The organism is Paenibacillus prosopidis (assembly GCF_003337375.1).
GTDB classification, from domain to species: domain Bacteria; phylum Bacillota; class Bacilli; order Paenibacillales; family Paenibacillaceae; genus Pristimantibacillus; species Pristimantibacillus prosopidis.
Window position 1 is genome coordinate 44411 of record NZ_QPJD01000013.1, and the last position, 18471, is coordinate 62881.

Annotated in this window: 17 protein-coding genes, 1 pseudogene and 1 riboswitch; all 18 genes and pseudogenes read left to right on the plus strand. The window is 50.2% G+C overall.

What is annotated here, in order from left to right; translation table 11 throughout:
- The first annotated feature begins 56 nt into the window (after positions 1-56).
- The 18 genes and pseudogenes from moaA to DFP97_RS32310 all read left to right on the plus strand — a co-directional run bounded on the left by moaA (position 57) and on the right by DFP97_RS32310 (position 18438).
- Positions 57-1058: a GTP 3',8-cyclase MoaA gene (gene moaA / locus DFP97_RS20030; RefSeq protein WP_114381969.1), complete on the plus strand. Its 1002-nt coding sequence runs from the start codon at positions 57-59 to the stop codon at positions 1056-1058.
- 9 nt (positions 1059-1067) lie between these two features.
- Positions 1068-1535 carry a hypothetical protein gene (locus DFP97_RS20035; RefSeq protein WP_114381970.1) on the plus strand — a complete coding sequence of 156 codons (468 nt, stop codon included), beginning with the start codon at positions 1068-1070 and terminating at the stop codon, positions 1533-1535.
- Positions 1536-1582: 47 nt separating this feature from the next.
- Positions 1583-3025 (plus strand): bifunctional metallophosphatase/5'-nucleotidase, encoded by a 1443-nt coding sequence (locus tag DFP97_RS20040; protein ID WP_114381971.1) that lies wholly within the window; start codon positions 1583-1585, stop codon positions 3023-3025.
- Positions 3026-3169: 144 nt separating this feature from the next.
- On the plus strand, positions 3170-4288 hold the full coding sequence (locus tag DFP97_RS20045; RefSeq protein WP_114381972.1) for an HD-GYP domain-containing protein: 1119 nt from the start codon (positions 3170-3172) through the stop codon (positions 4286-4288).
- Positions 4289-4423: 135 nt separating this feature from the next.
- Entirely contained in the window at positions 4424-5563 is a 1140-nt protein-coding gene (yfkAB, locus tag DFP97_RS20050) for a radical SAM/CxCxxxxC motif protein YfkAB (RefSeq protein WP_114381973.1), read from the plus strand.
- A 74-nt stretch (positions 5564-5637) separates the two neighbouring features.
- On the plus strand, positions 5638-6669 hold the full coding sequence (ytvI, locus tag DFP97_RS20055; protein WP_114381974.1) for a sporulation integral membrane protein YtvI: 1032 nt from the start codon (positions 5638-5640) through the stop codon (positions 6667-6669).
- Between the two features lie 82 nt (positions 6670-6751).
- Positions 6752-7909, plus strand: a complete 1158-nt coding sequence (locus DFP97_RS20060) for a glycosyltransferase family 4 protein (RefSeq protein ID WP_114381975.1) — start codon at positions 6752-6754, stop codon at positions 7907-7909.
- A gap of 74 nt (positions 7910-7983) precedes the next feature.
- Positions 7984-8088: riboswitch (TPP riboswitch) on the plus strand.
- Between the two features lie 335 nt (positions 8089-8423).
- Entirely contained in the window at positions 8424-10187 is a 1764-nt protein-coding gene (gene thiC, locus DFP97_RS20065; RefSeq protein WP_114381976.1) for a phosphomethylpyrimidine synthase ThiC, read from the plus strand.
- Positions 10180-11307 carry a ThiF family adenylyltransferase gene (locus DFP97_RS20070; protein ID WP_114381977.1) on the plus strand — a complete coding sequence of 376 codons (1128 nt, stop codon included), beginning with the start codon at positions 10180-10182 and terminating at the stop codon, positions 11305-11307. The genes thiC and DFP97_RS20070 overlap by 8 nt, the downstream gene beginning before the upstream one ends.
- On the plus strand, positions 11285-12142 hold the full coding sequence (gene thiE / locus DFP97_RS20075; RefSeq protein WP_114381978.1) for a thiamine phosphate synthase: 858 nt from the start codon (positions 11285-11287) through the stop codon (positions 12140-12142). The genes DFP97_RS20070 and thiE overlap by 23 nt, the downstream gene beginning before the upstream one ends.
- A gap of 17 nt (positions 12143-12159) precedes the next feature.
- Positions 12160-12981 (plus strand): thiazole synthase, encoded by an 822-nt coding sequence (locus DFP97_RS20080; RefSeq protein WP_114382104.1) that lies wholly within the window; start codon positions 12160-12162, stop codon positions 12979-12981.
- Positions 12981-14126 carry a glycine oxidase ThiO gene (gene thiO / locus DFP97_RS20085; protein ID WP_114381979.1) on the plus strand — a complete coding sequence of 382 codons (1146 nt, stop codon included), beginning with the start codon at positions 12981-12983 and terminating at the stop codon, positions 14124-14126. Before DFP97_RS20080 ends, thiO begins: the two co-directional genes overlap by 1 nt.
- A 377-nt stretch (positions 14127-14503) precedes the next feature.
- Positions 14504-15232, plus strand: a complete 729-nt coding sequence (locus DFP97_RS20090; protein ID WP_114381980.1) for a sugar phosphate nucleotidyltransferase — start codon at positions 14504-14506, stop codon at positions 15230-15232.
- Positions 15223-16221 (plus strand): dTDP-glucose 4,6-dehydratase, encoded by a 999-nt coding sequence (rfbB, locus tag DFP97_RS20095; protein ID WP_114381981.1) that lies wholly within the window; start codon positions 15223-15225, stop codon positions 16219-16221. The genes DFP97_RS20090 and rfbB overlap by 10 nt, the downstream gene beginning before the upstream one ends.
- Before the next feature lie 72 nt (positions 16222-16293).
- On the plus strand, positions 16294-16425 hold the full coding sequence (locus tag DFP97_RS20100) for a glycosyltransferase (RefSeq protein WP_114382105.1): 132 nt from the start codon (positions 16294-16296) through the stop codon (positions 16423-16425).
- A 220-nt stretch (positions 16426-16645) separates the two neighbouring features.
- Positions 16646-17689 (plus strand): FecCD family ABC transporter permease, encoded by a 1044-nt coding sequence (locus tag DFP97_RS20105; RefSeq protein WP_114381982.1) that lies wholly within the window; start codon positions 16646-16648, stop codon positions 17687-17689.
- 63 nt (positions 17690-17752) lie between these two features.
- Positions 17753-18349, plus strand: a pseudogene (locus tag DFP97_RS20110) (FecCD family ABC transporter permease); the annotation flags it as partial.
- A complete protein-coding gene (locus DFP97_RS32310) occupies positions 18331-18438 on the plus strand; it encodes an iron chelate uptake ABC transporter family permease subunit (protein WP_425453539.1) in 108 nt (35 codons plus the stop codon). The pseudogene DFP97_RS20110 and the gene DFP97_RS32310, both read left to right, overlap by 19 nt.
- Positions 18439-18471: the final 33 nt, after the last annotated feature.

Below are 18471 nucleotides of genomic sequence, written 5' to 3' on the forward strand. Positions count from 1 at the left end.
CATAATTTCAAAAAAAATGTTATGCTGATATGTACATAGAAAAGGGAGTGTGACTCATGCCGACCTTGACGGACCGTTTCGGGCGCGTGCACGATTATTTGCGTATTTCAGTAACAGATCGATGTAATTTGCGATGTTTATACTGCATGCCTGAAGAAGGCATGGAGTTTACCGAGTCAGAAAATTTGTTATCATACGATCAAATTGTTGAGGTAGTTGAAGCCGGAGCGGAGCTAGGCATATCGAAGCTGCGCATTACGGGCGGCGAACCGCTAATCCGTCCAGGCTTGGACGGATTAATTAAACGATTATCAGCCATCCCCGGCATTCGGGATATAGCGTTAACGACAAATGGCGTTTTTCTAGCCAAGCAGGCTGAAGCGCTTCGGGCGGCTGGTTTGAACCGCGTTAATATTAGCTTGGACACGTTAGATCCGGCCCGGTTTCGCTTTATTGCGCGGAGCGGTGACCTAAAAAGAGTGATGGAAGGGATCGAAGCGGCTGCTGCCGTTGGATTTGATCCGATAAAGCTGAATTGCGTGCTTCTGAAGGAAGTAAATGAAGATGAGATCGCGTCTTTTCTAAAGCTTGCTTATGAGCAGCCCTTGCATGTCAGATTTATTGAATACATGCCGATCGGTCATGCCGATGAAAATTGGAAAAAGCATTATCTGCCGCTATCCCGCGTGTTGGAGGTAGCAGAGAAGGAAGGCTATGATATAAATCGCGGGCCTAACGTTCACGGCAATGGTCCTTCGGACGATTGGCAAATGGAGGGCGGGCGCGGATCGTTCGGGCTGATCCATCCGATCAGCGATCATTTCTGCAGTAACTGCAACCGGCTGCGCTTAACGGCAGACGGTTCGATTAAACCGTGTCTTTATTGGGTTGACGAATTAAACGTGAAGGATGCTTTTGGCAATCCGGATGCAATGAAGCAATTGCTGTTTAGGGCAATGGATATTAAGCCTGAAAATCATGAAATGGCGGCAAAGCTTGCCGATGGCGCGTTGTCACACGTGCCGACGGAACGGCGAATGTCACAAATAGGAGGCTAACGAAAACGGATGCGTGAATTAACGATTGATCATTTTGAACTCGGATTATCGGTGACGAGCGCGGCTGAGATGGCTGAGCTGGCGGGAGCGAGCTTCCCGATCGCTGACAGAGTGCCTGAAGCAGCAGGAGAGGCGATTGATTGGCAAAGCTGGTATTCCGCTTGGCTGAAGCATAATGGTACGAAGGAGGCAGCTCTGTCCCCGTCGTACCTGATGGTGGAGGCAGCAGATACGTTTGAAGCAACGATTCCATGGGAGCAGCTTGATCAAGCGGCTGTATTGATCTCATGTGAGGGAGAGCCGCTGACGAAAACCGGTCCTATACGTCTATATGTCCCGAACGGAAGCAGCAAGTGCTTGAATGTGAAAAGCATCGTTAAGCTGAAGATAGGGTATAATGCTGCAAGTGAACCGGAAGAGGCATCGTACGGCTTTAAACATACATTTACTGCTGATGATTTGCGTATGAAAAAGTAGATTGTTTTGTAACGCTGAAATGGAGCAAGGAGGAGGCGTGCATAAATTTGACTGACAGCATACGTACCCAAGTAGTGCTCCTTCATAGTAACGATATTCACAGCCGACTTGAGCATGCCGCCAAAATAGCAAGCTTCATCGCTGAGGAGCGGCGGACTTTCGGCAGCGATCGTGTGTTGGCGGTCGATTGCGGCGACCATATGGATCGTATGCGGGTGGAAACCGAGGGCAGCGACGGAATCGTTAACGTTGAGCTGCTGAATGATGCAGGCTATGAAGCTGTCACGCTTGGCAACAATGAAGGGTTAACCTATTCGTCAAAGACGCTTGCTGACGCGTATGTCAATCGGGCGACGTTCGCGGTAGTGTGCGCGAATATGCGGGATTCCGCAACCGGCGAACGGCCAGAATGGCTGGTTCCGAGCACGGTCATCGACAAAAATGGACTGCGTCTTGGCATTATTGGCGTAACCGCGGCATTTACCGATTTTTATTCCTTGCTTGGCTGGAACGTAACGGATCCGTTCGAAGCCGTGCGCGAGCAGGTCGGGCTGCTGCAGGGCCGTGCCGACGTTATTGTAGTTATGTCGCATCTCGGGCTCTCGTCGGATCGAATGATGGCGCAGCGGGTGGAGGGTGTCGACCTTATCCTCGGAGCGCACACCCATCATTTGTTGGAGGAGCCGGTTATTATCGGCGGCACAACGATTTGCGCAGCCGGGAAATTCGGCGAGTACATCGGGCGGGTTGAAATCGGAATCGATCCGATTTCTTCCCGCCCGGTGTTCCGTGCGGCATGCGTGCCGACGGCCGCATTAGCGGAGCATCCCGAAGCCGCCGCCATCATCGGCGGCTTTCGCCAAGCGGGCATGCAGCGCCTGAGCCGGGTTATTGCCCGGCTTGAAGCGCCGCTGCCCGTTAGAACCGAGCGGGAATCGCCGCTCGGCAATCTTCTGGCCGCCGGCCTTCGCCGCTGGACCGATGCCGAGATCGGCATCGTTAACGCGGGGCAGCTGCTTGGCGGCTTGGCGCAAGGAGACGTGACAGCGGGCGAATTACACGCCCTCTGTCCGTCGCCGATCAACCCGTGCCGGATGATTATTGCCGGCACACATCTTCGTGCAGCGCTTGAACAGTCGCTGCTGCCCGAATTTATAAATAAGCCGATCAAAGGCTTCGGCTTTCGCGGCGAAGTGCTGGGTACGCTTGCGGTAGATGGCATGACCATTGAATATGATTCCTCGCGTCCTGCTATGCATAAGCTTGTTTCAGTTTCCGTGAATGGAGACCCGCTGGCGGATGAGCGATTATACACGATTGGAACAATCGATATGTTCAGCTTCAAAGCAGGCTATGAAACGCTGGCTAATGCGGAACAATTGTATTTCTATTTGCCGGAATTTATTCGGGACGTCATTGCCGCTCAGCTTCTAAGCTCGTCGGCACTCAACGACTGTCGTCAGCTTCGCTGGCAAGATCAATCGCATTAATAAAATATGTCAACAATCGACACGAGATGTCGAATAAATAGCATAAAATGGTTGAAATTTTGTCGATTTTCCCGTACATTAACATTACGAACGGCTTTTTCCGATGTAATAGTTAAGATACCATGTAAGGGAAGGATCGAGAAAATGCGTTTGCTGCCAATTGCGGAGTGTAGACCGGGTATGAAGCTCGCCAAAAAAATATTTTCTCAGGAAGGACTTGCCCTCCTCGGCGAAAATATTGAGCTGACAGTACGTCTTATTTCCCGCCTTGAACAGTGCGGGATTCAATATGTGTATATAGCCGATCCGAGAACGGACGATATTGTTCTGCCAACCTTAATCAGTGAGGATACGATGCGGGTTGCACTCAAAGAAATACGCACCAGCTTCCGCGAAATGATGGATCGTCCAAAGCGCAAGAAGGGCGTTACTTATCCCTATATCGCTCAGCCTTTCAAACAAATGATGAATATGATTATTGACGATTTATCCGGTCATCACGATGCGATGATTATGCTGATGAATATGGGCTCCGTCGATCATTATTTGTACCAGCATTCACTTAACGTTTGCGTCTATTCAACGCTGCTTGGCATGTCGAACGGATATTCACGCGATGAGCTGACGACGCTTGGGATGGGGGCGCTGCTGCATGACATCGGTAAGACGCAAATTTCGATTGATGTCCTTAGGAAGCCTGGCTCGCTCACGACCGAAGAATACGAAGCGATGAAGCAGCATGCCAGAATCGGCTATGAGCTGCTGAAGGATGAACCGAATTTACCGCTGCTGGTTGCACATTGCGCTTTTCAGCATCATGAGCGGATCGATGGAAGCGGCTATCCGCGCGGAATTAGAGGCAATGAAATTCATGATTACGCGAAATGGATCGGACTTGTCGATTCCTATGACGCTATGACGACGAACCGCGTTTACAGCGCGCCGATGCTGCCGCATCATGCCATAGAGCGATTGTATGCTGGAACGGGAACGCTGTATGAGCAACGAATGGTTCAGGTTTTCCGCGATAAGGTTGCCATTTACCCGATCGGTATTACGGTTAGGCTTCAAACGGGAGAGTCGGGAATCGTTGTCGACCTCAATCATGCTTATCCGCATAGACCGATTATCCGCATACTGTATAATGAAGCGGGCGAAGAGATAGCAATGCCTTTTGAAATTGATTTGTCGAAGCACCTGACCGTGATGATTGTCGGCGTAAATGACAGCTATGCTAAAGTACAGCAAGCGTCGGGTATTTAATAGGTCAGATTGCCTAGGAGCCTTTGAGGCTCCTTTTTCGCTTTTTTTCACTGTTTTATTTGCTTCCAGCCCAAACGGACATTACAATAAAAAGAGAACGATCATAACAAGATAATTAAGTCAGGTGCTGAATAAATGAATATGATAGATTTGCAACCATCTTATAGTCCGCTTTCTGCCCTATCGCCAACAAATGATCCTTGGGATCCCATCCGCTCGCTACAGCGGCATGGCCGACACCGTTTAACCAGTGTAGAAATGACGGTTTCTAACCTTTGTAACATGCGTTGCGAGCATTGTGCCGTTGGAGATACACTCGTAATATCTGAGCCTTCCAAGCTGCCCCTAAAGGAGATGCTGTCCCGACTGGAGGAAGTGGAGCATCTCGAAACGATCAGCATTACAGGCGGAGAGCCTTCCTTCTCCGATCGAACGGTACGCGATTATATGGTGCCGCTGCTTCAATATGCGCGCAGCCGCGGGATTCGTTCACAGATCAATTCAAACGTAACTCTCCCTTACAGCAGATATGAGCAATTGGCTCCGTACTTAGATGTCATGCATATTTCCTTTAACTATACATCGGCCGAAGATTTCCACCAAATCGGTTTTGCTAAAGCAGGCCATCATGTTTCGCTAGAAGCGGCCGCGAAGCTTTATGAACGGATGATTGATAATACGCGCCGCTTGAGCGAGACAGGCGTACTCGTTTCCGCTGAATCTATGATTAATTTCAGAACCTATAACAAAATCGACGAGATACATAAGCTGATCGTTGAAATGGGCTGTAAACGTCATGAGGTGCATCCGATGTATCCGAGCGCCTTCGCAAAAGATTTGCCGGTGCTCTCGCGCGGGCAAATGCTGCGGGCAATTGAACAATTGCTTGATACGAGAGATAAATCGATCTGGATGCTGTTCGGTACACTGCCGTTCTATCAATGCAGCGATAACGCGAACGAACGGAAACTTCTCAGAAGGCTGGCGAATGAGCCGAATGTAACGGTACGAAACGATCCGGACGGCCGCAACAGGCTTAATGTTAATTTGTTCACAGGTGACGTGTTCGTAACGGACTTTTCGGATGTACCGGCTTTCGGCAACATCGGTTCGTCGAAGCTTGATGATTTGTTTGACAAATGGCTGGACCACTCCCTTGCGCGCAGCGTTGATTGTCATTGTCCGGCAGCCGCATGCTGCGGGCCGAATTTGCTTGTCAAAGATATGTACTATAAGCATATTGATTTCCATGAGCGCAGCGCAGTAATGGAGTAGTCCATAAAACGCTAAGACAGAAGGCTTAATTACTATAGCAAACGCATATAGCATTGAGAGGGGAGGAAAAAGGCTTGTCTATTAAGACGATTGTATTTATTGCGCTCGGATTGCTGCTGCTCTACTTAATGTTTACTGTCGGAGCGCCATTCTTGCTTGCCCTTGTCGTAGCTATTTCACTTGAGCCGCTAAACCAGCTGTTTATGAAGAAGTTTCGGATGAATAGACTTGTAGCGGCAACCGTGACCAGCACTATCTTTACCGTCATTCTCATCGGATTGATCGCATTGCTTGGCGTGAAGATTGTTGCTGAGCTTATCGCCTTTTTCAAAAAGGTGCCTAATTATTTCGAGAATGCGAACGAAGTGGTTGATGACCTGATGCTGCAAGCACAGGCGTTATATCAGAATTTTCCGCCGGATGCGGTTGCTACGCTCGAAGGATGGCTAATGGATTTAACGAATATGATTACAAATATGGTCGGAACCTTATCAAAAACAGTCATTTCATTTGCATCAAGTATTCCGGGCATGTTCATCTTCTTTGTCGTATTTCTAGTTGCGGTGTATATGTTCAGCTTTAGCTTGAATACGATGAAGGCTAGCGTGTTATCGTTATTTGATGAAAAATCGCATCCGCAAGTAAACGATGTGCTGAACAATTTGAAAAAATCGATATTCGGTTTCTTGCGTTCGCAATTCATTTTGAGTGCCCTAACGTATATTATTTCCTTGGTCGGACTGCTGGTGCTTGATGTTAAATACCCGCTGGCGATAGCGTTGCTCATAATAATTGTTGACATTATGCCGATTCTTGGTACAGGCTCAGTGCTCGTCCCTTGGGGAACCTATTTGGCGTTAACCGGAAATGCATTCACCGGTGTCGGGCTTATTATCCTCTTTCTGTTCATAACGGTATTTCGCCGGATTGTTGAACCAAAAATTCTCGGTGATTCCGTTGGGATCGGCTCCTTGTCCGCGCTTATTAGCTTATATGTCGGCTTCAAGCTCGTTGGCGTCATCGGCGTATTCATCGGACCGCTTGTCGTCATTATTTATATGGCTGCCCGGAGGGCCGGATTGTTCCAAATGAAAATAAAGCTTTAGGAACGGGGCTGGCCGTGTCAATCCTATAGTTCGGAGCGTATGATACTGCAAAATAGCAGATATGTAGGAGGCATCCGAATATATGGCACCCATTAAGGTGGCGATCGTCACCCCCGGTTCTTTCCCGATTCCGTCATCAAACAGCAGCTCCGTTGAACGGGTGATTGAGAAGTTTGCGCCGCTGCTAAAGCCTTATGCCGAACCTCGAATATATGGGAAATTGAGTAAGAGACTGCCGCGTCGCGGACAGTTTAATGGCGTTGACTGTGAACGGTTTCCTGCCGGAAGCAGGCAGCGGTATATTCAAGCGGTAGCACGTGCCGTTAACCGTTTTTCTCCAGACGTGATCGACGTCGAAAATCGCCCCAACTTTGTACCGATCATGAAGAGAATGAATCCAGGCAAACGTATCTGGCTTTATTTGCATTCATCCACTTTTATCGCTCCATCCTATATATCGCCACCCAAGCTGCATCAGTGCTTGCAGGCGGCGGATAAAATTATTGTAAACAGCGAGTTTATAAGACGTGTCGTCGTAGCTAAAGCGCCTGAAGTAGCAGGGAAGATGCGGGTTATTTATCCGGGTGTCGATACGGAACGGTTTCCGTCGCAATATTCTGCGGAAGGATCGGCCAAGCGGGAAAGACTGCGTCAAAAAAGAGGTTTGAGCGGCAAAAAGGTCATCTTGTTCATGGGAAGGCTTATTCCGCTAAAGGGCGTTCATCACTTGCTTAACATCGTTCCCGAGCTCGTAAAAAGCCATCCTGATCTTGTCGTTGTCATTGTCGGCAGCCCATTCTACGGATCGCACCGGAAGACAGCTTATGCCCGCAAGCTGGAGATGCTTGGACGCAAAAGCCCTGGTCATGTACGATTCGTGCCATACGTGCCCTATACGGAGGTGCCGGGCTGGATGCTTGTCGCCGATGTAGCCGTTGTTCCGTCCGGTCAGCGTGAAGCTTTCGGGCTTGTTAACGTCGAAGCGATGTCCTGCGGCGTGCCGGTCGTTGCAACGCGGGCAGGCGGAATGAAGGAAATCATTCGTAACGGCGTGACCGGTTATTTGGTTAGACAGAGCCGGGTGGAATCGGATCTGAAGGAGAAGCTGCAGTTGCTGCTTAGTGATAAGCAGCTGCGTCAGAAGTTCGGCAAGCGCAGCCGTGAACGGGTAGAGCAGACGTTTACTTGGCAGCATACGGCTGACCGGTGGGTGAAGCTGCTGAAGGAAAGCGGCTTGTAGCAGGCGCCTTAGAGCTGTGGATAGCAAAATTGGGGGTTGACACTTTTCTTGAATTAACGTTATAGTCAAACAAGGAAATCCACTAGGGGCGCCGTCATGGCTGAGATAAAGCGATATGCTTTGGTCCCTTTGAACCTGATCTGGGTTATGCCAGCGTAGGAAAGTGGGATTGTGCGTTTATGCATTAGCGCGAGGAAATGCTCTGCCGGATTCAGCTGAATCGTCAGCTGGAATAAGAACGGATGGCAGTGCAAGATCGGCCCGGGGATGACCCGGAATGGTTATCGCGCATGACGACACATTTCAACCGCTTCTTCGTTGGGGCGGTTTTTTTGTTGCGACTTCATAGTGCTGCGCTCTCGTATCTGAGGCTGCACTGCGTCTCTCTCCGCCTCAGCGATTGCAGCTCGCGTCGCTTTCGCGTGCGAATTTTAGCGGTGTAATAAACTTTCTTATATGCTCATATACGCCTCCAGGTGGAATTCCGACTATTCCATTTAGGAGGTTTTTTATTATGTCAATAGCAACAACGCCGCTGCCAGGCAGCCGTAAAGTGTATGTAACGGGATCAACAGACAGCATTCGTGTACCGATGAGGGAAATTGCGCTCGCGCCAAGTTCAGGAAGAAACGGAGAGGAAGTGCCGAACGAGCCGGTATTTGTCTACGATTCGAGCGGACCTTATACCGATGAAAGCTATGAGGCTGACGTGAGACGGGGACTGCCGACATTTAGAAGCGAATGGATTATCGAGCGCGGCGATGTGGAGCGCTATGATGGGCGTGAGGTGCGGCCTGAGGATAACGGCTTCTTCACGGAGGAGAAGGCGGAGCAGCGCGGAGCGGAGCGGTTTCCGGGCTTGACAAGAAAGCCGCTGCGGGCGAAGGCAGGTCATAACGTAACGCAGCTGCATTACGCTCGTAAGGGCATCATCACGCCCGAGATGGAGTATATCGCGATACGTGAGGGAATGGATGCCGAATTCGTGCGCAGCGAGATTGCGGCGGGCCGGGCCATCATTCCGACAAATATCAATCATCCGGAGAGCGAGCCGATGATTATCGGACGTCATTTTCACGTTAAAATTAATGCGAATATTGGAAACTCTGCCGTTGCGTCCTCTATCGAGGAGGAAGTGGAGAAGATGACATGGGCAACGCGCTGGGGCGCCGATACGATTATGGATTTGTCGACAGGCAAAAATATTCATACGACACGCGAGTGGATCGTCCGCAATTCACCGGTGCCCGTAGGTACCGTGCCGATCTATCAAGCGTTGGAGAAGGTGAACGGCAAAGCCGAGGACCTCAGCTGGGAAGTATTCCGTGACACGTTGATTGAACAAGCGGAGCAGGGCGTCGACTATTTCACGATACATGCGGGCGTGCTGCTGCGTTACATACCGTTGACGGCGAAGCGGGTGACAGGGATCGTCTCGCGCGGCGGCTCGATTATGGCGGCGTGGTGCCTGGCTCACCATAAGGAAAACTTTTTGTATACGCATTTTGAAGAGATTTGCGAAATTATGAAGGCTTATGACGTGTCGTTCTCGCTGGGTGACGGACTCAGACCAGGCTCTATCGCCGATGCGAATGATGCCGCTCAGTTTGCCGAGCTGGATACGCTTGGCGAGCTTACTAAGATTGCTTGGAAGCATGATGTACAGGTCATGATTGAAGGCCCGGGTCATGTGCCTATGCATCTCATTAAAGAAAACATGGATCGTCAATTAGAGGTATGCGATGAGGCTCCGTTCTACACGCTGGGTCCGCTTACGACCGATATCGCCCCTGGATACGACCATATTACATCGGCTATTGGGGCGGCAATGATCGGCTGGTTCGGTACGGCTATGCTCTGCTACGTAACGCCGAAGGAGCATCTCGGGCTTCCGAACAAGGAGGATGTGAAGGAAGGGGTTATTACGTACAAAATAGCGGCACATGCAGCCGATTTGGCGAAAGGACATCCCCGCGCGAAACTTCGTGACGATGCGCTGTCGAAGGCCAGATTTGAATTCCGTTGGCGCGACCAATTCCATCTTTCGCTTGATCCGGAACGCGCGATGGCGTACCACGATGAGACCTTGCCTGCGGATGCGGCTAAATCGGCTCATTTCTGCTCCATGTGCGGGCCGAAATTTTGCAGTATGCGCATCACGCAGGACATTAGGGAGTATGCGGCGCAAAACGGAATGGAGACAACCGAGGCGATTGAGGCCGGCATGAAGGAGAAGTCGGAAGCGTTCAAGGCTGCGGGGAGTTCTATTTATGGCTAATGCAGCTGATTCCGTTTGGTCTGGCCGTTATTCCAGACAAACGAGATTTGCGCCCATAGGTGAGGCCGGCCAGCGCAAGCTGGCTGACGCTTGCGTGCTGATCGTCGGCGTTGGCGCGCTCGGCGCTTCGCTTGCGCAGCATATGGTTCGGGCGGGCGTCGGCGAGGTTAGGCTGGCCGACCGCGATTTCGTCGAACCAAGCAATCTCCAGCGGCAGATGCTGTTCGACGAGGCGGATGCGCTTGCCGTACTGCCGAAGGCTGTTGCAGCTGCCAACAAGCTTCGCCATATAAATAGCGCTGTCCGTGTTGAAGCTTCCGTGGTTGATGTGAACGCGTTGACCGTTCAGCAGCTTGCGGCAGGTGCGGACCTTGTGCTTGACGGCACCGACAATGCAGCAACCCGGCTGCTGCTTAGCGATGTCTGCTTTCAGCGCCATATTCCGTTTATATATGGCGGCGTAGCAGGAGCGCAAGGAATGAATGCCGCGCTTGTGCCGGGGCGAACCGCATGCCTGCGCTGTTTAATCGGAGCGTCGGACGGAGAAGGGGAAGCCGACACATGCGATACGGTTGGCGTGCTCTCTCCGGCTGTCGAGTTCGTCGCTTCGCTGCAAGCGGCCGAAGCTATAAAGTGGCTTACCGGAAATCAGGACGCGATGCGTCAAACATGGGTCAGCGTAGACTTATGGTCATTCCGTCTGCGTGAATCGGCGCTTCCTTCGGGACGTGAAGAATGTTCTTATTGCGGACAGGGGCATGGCGGGAATTCGGATGCAAATGCTGCGGCTGAGAGGGATGACGAAGCTATGCATTCCGTCGTGCTTTGCGGACGGGATACTGTTCAGGTAACGCTTGGCAGCACGCTTAACCTGGAGCGTCTGGAGAAACGGTTAAGCGTACAGAGCTTTCCATTGACGGTAAATCGGTATTTGGTAAGGGCGAAGCTTCCAGGCGGCGAGCAGCTGGTGATTTTCCCGGATGGCCGGGTGCTCGTACAAGGAACGACGGAGGCGTCTCATGCCGTCCGGCTTTGCAAAACTTATTTATTGGAACGAACGACAGATGACTATTTAGGAATGGAAGGGAGCGTACGAAATGAGCAGGGAAGCATGGCTTGATTTTCGGCTGTATGTCATTACGGCACAATCTAATCATCCAGGGAAACCGGTAGTTGATGTCATTGAACAGACGCTTATAGGAGGCGCGCAGATCGTACAGCTTCGTAATAAGACAGGCACAAGGGCTGAAGTGCTTGAACAGGCAAAGGCGCTGCGTTTATTGACGCGCAAATACAACGTCCCGTTCATTATTAATGATTATCCGGATATCGTCATAGAGACGGATGCGGACGGCGTACATCTGGGGCAGGAGGATATGCCGGTTGCCGAGGCGAGACGGCTGTTAGGGCCGGATCGCATCATAGGTATTTCTACGCATAATTTGGATCAGGCGCTGGCGGCGGAACGGGACGGGGCTGATTATATCGGTGTCGGACCGGTCTTTCCAACCGATACGAAACCTGGCAGAGCCGCAGTCACGACAAGCTATGTTGCGGAGGCAGCACGCCATGTTTCCATTCCGTTCGTAGCGATTGGCGGGATTACGCTGGATAACGTGGATTTAGTGCTCGCTGCTGGCGCAAAACGAATTTGCGCCGTTTCGGCGATCGTAGGAAGCGATGATCCGGCCAGTGTATGCCGTTCCTTCCTGAGACGGATTGAAGCGGCGGGCGGCAAGGCCGAAATCGCGAACAAGAAGTCGTTGACTGTGAACGGGCGTCAGGAGCTGACAAGCGCGCGAACGGTTGAGGAGCTGGTGCAGCAGTTAGGACAACAAAACAAGAAGCTTATAATCGAGCTAAACGGTGTCATTGTCCAGCGCGCGCAATGGACAGCGACAGAATTGCAGGATGGTGCATCGATTGAGATGGTACATTTTGTCGGAGGGGGCTGAGCAGGTTGAAGGAATGGATGGGTGACGATCCGTTAGTCATTGGGGGCCATGCCCTGCGCTCGCGGTTTTTGTTTGGAACGGGACGCTTTCCGAGTCCGGCGGTATTGCAGCAAGCGCTTGAAGCATCGGGCTCCGAAGTGATTACGTTTGCTGTCCGGCGGGTTAATTTAGACAGCGTAGAGGATGACTCCGTGCTGCAGCACTTTGATGAGAAGAGCATTCATTATTTGCCGAATACATCGGGCGCGAGAACGGCTGCGGAAGCGGTTCGTATTGCACGGCTTGCCCGGGCAGCAGGCTTGGGCGATTGGATCAAGGTGGAAATAAGCGGCGACCCGCGAACGCTGCTGCCCGATCCAATAGAGACGCTCCGCGCAACGGAGCAGCTGGCAAGCGAAGGCTTCATCGTGCTTCCGTACACGTCTGATGATCCGATATTGTGCAAAAGATTGGAGGAAGCGGGTGCTTCGGCCGTTATGCCGGGAGGATCGCCGATCGGCACAGGACTCGGATTGTTGAATCCTTACAATCTCGGACTTATCGCTGAGCAGTCAGGCGTACCGGTCATTATTGACGCAGGCATCGGGTCGGCGAAGGATGCTGCGGAAGCGATGGAGCTAGGCGCGGATGGCATATTAGCCAATACGCCGGTTGCGAAAGCGCAGGATCCTGTCATGATGGCCCGCGCTTTTCGGTTAGCTATAGAAGCGGGACGACTGGCAAGGCTTGCCGGAAGGATTCCGAAGAAGCGGTACGCTTCAGCAAGCAGCGACTGGGCGGGTTCCTTATTTGAAGCGGCGGCTGCCGGTGAAGGCGTATCCGGCGGAGGCGAAACGTAATGCCGCAATCGGTCATTGTACTGGGTGGCGGCATTATCGGTTTATCCTGTGCCTTTGAAGCGGCACGCAGAGGCATGCGGGTCACGCTCATTGAGCCGGCTGCGCTTGGCGGTCAAGCGTCCGGCGCAGCTGCGGGGATGCTTGCGCCATATTCAGAAAATACGGAACAGCCGGACAGCTTCTTCCAGCTATGCCTGCACAGCTTGCGTCATTTTCCGGAATGGATAGCAGCGGTAGAAGAGCTGTCAGGCCTGTCAGCGGAGTGGGTACGAAGCGGAAGCATTAATGTTTTCATGCATGAAGCGGATCTGCTGCCCATACAATCGAGACTGCGATGGCAAAACGAATGGGGAGCGGACGCGCAGCTTATCGATGCGGCACAGCTGCGTATGCTGGAGCCGCGTCTTGCGCAATCGGCGGTTGCCGGTATCTTCACGCCGCATGAGAGCCATGTATATGCGCCTAAGCTTGTTACTGCTCTCGAAGCAGCATGCCTTAAGCTCGGGGTTACGATTTTGCTGCAGGCTGGAGAGGTTGATGAGGTGGCTGTTCATCCATCGGGCGGTGTAACGGTCCGTGCGAAAGCATTAGAGCAGCCTGTACATGCCGATCGGGTTGTCGTAAGCGCAGGAGCGTGGTCGGGCGCTTATGAACGATGGTTCGGACTGTCCATCCCGGTTCACCCTATACGAGGTCAAATATGCTCCTTCGAGCATCCTGGGGGCGAAGTCCGGCATATGGTCTTTTCAAGTCAAGCCTACTGGGTGGGAAAAAGAAACAATCGTCTCGTTTGCGGCGCTTCCGAGGATGTCGCGGGCTTTCAAACCCATGTGACGGAACGGGGGATCGGCCGATTAATTCGCAGCAGCAATAAGCTTTTCCCGTTTTTGGAAGGGAAGGAGACTGCTCATCGATGGGCCGGTCTGCGTCCGGCAACCCGAGACGGCCAGCCGCTTCTGGGAAAGGTAGAAGGAATGCCGGCTGTCATTATGGCTGCAGGACATTATCGCAACGGAATTCTATTAAGCCCGGTTACGGCCTTTATTGTTGCTGATTTGCTGGAGGGAAAGCCGTCTGAGCTGCCGCTTCAATCCTTTGATCCTAACCGGTTTACTCCGATTCCATATAGACGCCGGTTCGTGTAAACGATGATGAAATGCCATAATAATAGAATTGAAAATTATAAAAAAATCCCACTTCATTGAAAAGATACTCGTTTCAATGAAGTGGGATTTTTTTCTATATTAACATAAGCCCCTTTGTTTAATGAAAATGAAGTCACTTCCTTTTACCTATTTTTCCGAGTCGAGGGTAATTGTCCATACTCCATTAGGAGTGGACGCATATGATTAACAAGACTGGTGGTTTGATTATCATAAATACAAGTGAATTCCATGGCTTCCCTATGTCTCTGAAACTACGAGAGGAAAGTAAGCATCCAGAAAGGTTAAAAGAGCACAGAGATTTATGTAAGCCACCATTTTTTCTAGTAATATCTCGGCATGGAAGGGGTTTGTAACTTATGAAAGGTGTAGTGCTTGCGGGAGGAACCGGAACCCGATTGCATCCCTTAACGAAAATATTCAATAAGCATCTCTTGCCTGTTGGCCAATATCCAATGATCCATTATGCCATTCAGAAGCTCCATGATGCTGGAATCACAGATATTTTATTAATTACAAATAAGCAATCCTGGGGCTTGTTTGCCGAATATCTGAGAGACGGAGAGGAATGGGGGGTTAAGATTACCTACAAGATTCAAGACAAAGCAGGGGGGATTGCACAGGCATTGGGTTTAGCCGAGGGGTTTATTCATCCAAATGAAAAATTTGTACTCATTCTAGGGGATAATTTGTTTCAGGATTCACTTAAACCCTGTATTGAACAATTCCAGATGCAAGAACAAGGAGCCATGGTACTTCTTAAGGAGGTCAATGATTCTAGGAGATACGGTGTCCCTATTTTAGAAGGAACTATCATAACAGCTATTGAGGAAAAGCCTGAACATCCAAGCTGCTCCTATGCAGTTACAGGTATCTATTTGTTTGATTACACCGTTTTCGAGATTATTAAAACACAAAAACCCTCCAAACGAGGAGAGTTGGAAATTACCGATGTCAATAATGTTTACGCTGCGGCAGGAATTCTGAAGCATCAATTTTTAACCGGTTGGTGGATTGATGCAGGCACACATGAATCTCTCTTTCAAGCTACTCTATTTCTTAGACAGGAGGACGAGGAATGTCGGTGATCTTGCTTACTGGAGGCATGGGTTTTATTGGCAGCAATTTTCTCCACTACTGGAAAAAGCAGCATCCGCAAGACTTCGTGATCAATTTGGATCTGCTTACTTATGCAGGGAATCCAGACAACGTCGCAGAGTTGGAAGGGCAAGCAGGCTATCAGTTTGTGCACGGGAATATCGGCGATACCCCTTTGATGGATCAGCTTATGAAACAAGGGGTAGATGTGGTCGTCCATTTTGCGGCAGAATCGCATGTGGATCGTAGCATTCATGACCCCAGCGGATTTGTCATAACGAATGTGCTGGGTACACAGCGGCTGCTGGAATCGGCCCGTAAGCATCAAGTGAAGAAATTCGTACATGTTTCTACAGATGAAGTATATGGAACACTCGGCAGCGAGGGGCTTTTTACAGAAACCACCCCTCTTGCACCCAACAGTCCTTATTCGGCAAGTAAAGCCAGTTCGGATATGTTTGTCAGGGCCTATTATGAAACTTATGGCTTTCCGGCTGTCATCACCCGCTGCTCCAATAACTATGGACCTCGACAATTTCCTGAAAAGCTTATTCCGCTCATCATTACACGAGCCATTCGTAATGAATCTATTCCTATATACGGAGACGGTATGAACGTACGGGACTGGTTATACGTGGATGACCACTGCTCCGCCATCGAACGGGTTATTGAGCACGGGGAACCAGGGCAAGTCTACAATGTTGGCGGACAAAATGAGCGGACCAATCTAGAGGTTGTACAAAGTATTTTACTAGAACTCGACAAATCGACTGACTTGATCCAATTCGTAGAGGATCGGCTGGGGCATGACCAACGTTATGCGATTGACGCGGCGAAGATTCGAAAGGAGCTTGGATGGGTTCCACAGTATTCGTTTGAAGCAGGTATCAAGAAAACCATTGAGTGGTATTTACAACATCCGGAGTGGTGTGAGCGTATAGCTGACGGCTCCTATTGCAAAAAAGACGGGGTTGGCTGAGAACTCTATCATTCTTAACAAGATAATGAGTAAAATAATGGAAATAGCAAGAGATATGGCTGCTGAGAATGTATAGCTTCGATCCGTCACCATACATCGGTCCCTTATGAAATTATTGTTGTTGATAATGGCTCGAAGGACGGATCTGTTGAATTATGTGCGAGAGAAAGAGTAAAACTGATATCGCTGAAAATGGGGCGTTGATCCTCACAGCTTATATAATCCGGACAATTGGCTGGAAGCTCAGTGAATCGCGGGGGCTGTGCTTCCTTTTCTTGAAGCAGGTTATCCATCAACTATATGAAATCTTGAAAATGGTATAAAATTTTCAATTGAAAACGAGAATCGTTATCACTATGTCCGTAGGAATCTTATACGTTCAAATAAAGTTTACATATTTTACATATAGAAGGGTAGTTAGCAGATGTCAGCACAATCAAACACGAAAGCGGTGATAACCGGCTCCAAGCTGCGTACAAGACCGTTGGCTGCAGCCATCATTTTATTCGGAGGTATTGCCGTATTATTATTATCGCTGGCATTATCCATATCAGTTGGCGCCGCGGATATTAGTCTATCCACAGTGTGGGAAGCGGTTTTTCAATTTGATCCGGATTTGATGCAGCATCAAGTCATCAAGGAGCTGCGGATGCCGCGTGCGCTTTCAGGCGCATTGGTAGGTGCGGCATTTGCTGTCGCTGGAGCAGTCATGCAAGGCATGACCCGTAATCCGCTGGCGGATTCAAGCTTGCTTGGCGTCAATGCCGGAGCGGGTTTCATGCTGGCGGTCTGCTTTGCTTTTTTTCCAGCTATGTCGTATATGGGGCTCATGTTTATTTGCTTTGCCGGCGCGGCTGTCGGTCTTGGACTTGTTTATGGAATCGGTTCGTTCGCAAAGGGCGGCTTAACACCAACTCGCCTTACATTAGCCGGTGCGGCTGTAGGCGCGCTGCTTCTTGCTCTTACTGAAGGAATTGCCATCTACTTTCGAATTGGCCAGGACTTAGTATTCTGGTATGCCGGCGGGCTAGCGGGAATTAAGTGGTTACAGCTTCAAGTGGCAGCCCCTTGGATTATTGGCGGTTTGCTGGCTGCTGCCGCGGTATCACGTTCAATTACACTGCTAAGCTTAGGAGAAGATGTTGCGGCAGGACTCGGCCAGCGCACGGTCTGGGTGAAGGCGGCTGGAGTTTTAATCGTATTATTATTAGCTGGTACGGCTGTATCGGCTGTAGGCTCGATTGGGTTTGTCGGGCTTATTATCCCGCATATTTCGCGCTTCCTCGTCGGGGTTGATTACCGCTGGATTATTCCATGCTCCGCTATTTTAGGCGGCTTGTTGATGGTCCTTGCGGATATTGGCGGACGAATGGTTAATCCCCCGCAGGAAACGGCAATTGGCGTCATTATTGCTGTAATCGGCGTCCCCTTCTTCCTGTATCTTATAACAAGAATGAGGGGGGAATAATTTTTGGAAACTCTATTTATAACAGCTGCCGGGCAGCGCAGAAGAAAACGAGCAATAATCGTTATGTCAGTGCTTGGCGCGCTTATCGTTATTTCTTTTATTGTCAGTATGAATACAGGCTTTATCCGGCTTTCCCCAATGGACGTTGTGAAGACGCTTTTCGGAGCAGGCACACCTAAGCAAGAGCTCATATTATTTGATTTTCGATTGCCGCGTATCGTTATTTCTATATTAATCGGTGCAGGCTTTGCGGTATCCGGATGTATTATGCAAGGCCTGTCCCGTAATCCGCTTGCTGATCCGGGCCTCCTCGGCATTAACGCCGGTGCCGGGCTTGCTGTCATTCTATTTATCATATACTATCCGGTTACGGAGAGAGGCTCTATTTTTTTAATGCCTGTTCTTGCATTGGCCGGGGCTGCTTTAACGGCATTACTCATCTATCTACTCTCCTATAAGAGACAGCGTGGAATCATGCCAGCCCGTATGATATTAGTTGGCATAGCTGTCGCAGGAGGTGTAAGCGCCGCGATACAAATATTGACGCTGCGGCTTAGTCCGGAAAAGTATCAAATGTTCTCCATCTGGATGGCGGGCAGTATTTGGGCGACAAACTGGAAGTATGTGCTTGCTTTGCTGCCATGGCTCATCATTATTTTGCATTCCAACCGAATGAAATTCCGACCGGCATTGTCGTAGCTGTAATCGGCGCGCCATACTTTCTATATTTGCTCTCGAGATCGAAATAATCGAATAAATGCAGAAAACCGGCCGCGGCGAGC

Bases quoted from the DNA above. Each gene is read 5' to 3' on its own strand.
- moaA (WP_114381969.1), top strand. From the start codon at position 57: ATGCCGACCTTGACGGACCGTTTCGGGCGCGTGCACGATTATTTGCGT.
- thiO (WP_114381979.1), top strand. From the start codon at position 12,981: ATGCCGCAATCGGTCATTGTACTGGGTGGCGGCATTATCGGTTTATCC.
- thiC (WP_114381976.1), top strand. From the start codon at position 8,424: ATGTCAATAGCAACAACGCCGCTGCCAGGCAGCCGTAAAGTGTATGTA.
- DFP97_RS20080 (WP_114382104.1), top strand. From the start codon at position 12,160: ATGGGTGACGATCCGTTAGTCATTGGGGGCCATGCCCTGCGCTCGCGG.
- DFP97_RS20035 (WP_114381970.1), top strand. From the start codon at position 1,068: ATGCGTGAATTAACGATTGATCATTTTGAACTCGGATTATCGGTGACG.
- DFP97_RS20060 (WP_114381975.1), top strand. From the start codon at position 6,752: ATGGCACCCATTAAGGTGGCGATCGTCACCCCCGGTTCTTTCCCGATT.
- DFP97_RS20105 (WP_114381982.1), top strand. From the start codon at position 16,646: ATGTCAGCACAATCAAACACGAAAGCGGTGATAACCGGCTCCAAGCTG.
- DFP97_RS32310 (WP_425453539.1), top strand. From the start codon at position 18,331: ATGGCTCATCATTATTTTGCATTCCAACCGAATGAAATTCCGACCGGC.
- DFP97_RS20090 (WP_114381980.1), top strand. From the start codon at position 14,504: ATGAAAGGTGTAGTGCTTGCGGGAGGAACCGGAACCCGATTGCATCCC.
- thiE (WP_114381978.1), top strand. From the start codon at position 11,285: ATGAGCAGGGAAGCATGGCTTGATTTTCGGCTGTATGTCATTACGGCA.
- yfkAB (WP_114381973.1), top strand. From the start codon at position 4,424: ATGAATATGATAGATTTGCAACCATCTTATAGTCCGCTTTCTGCCCTA.
- DFP97_RS20070 (WP_114381977.1), top strand. From the start codon at position 10,180: ATGGCTAATGCAGCTGATTCCGTTTGGTCTGGCCGTTATTCCAGACAA.
- DFP97_RS20045 (WP_114381972.1), top strand. From the start codon at position 3,170: ATGCGTTTGCTGCCAATTGCGGAGTGTAGACCGGGTATGAAGCTCGCC.
- rfbB (WP_114381981.1), top strand. From the start codon at position 15,223: ATGTCGGTGATCTTGCTTACTGGAGGCATGGGTTTTATTGGCAGCAAT.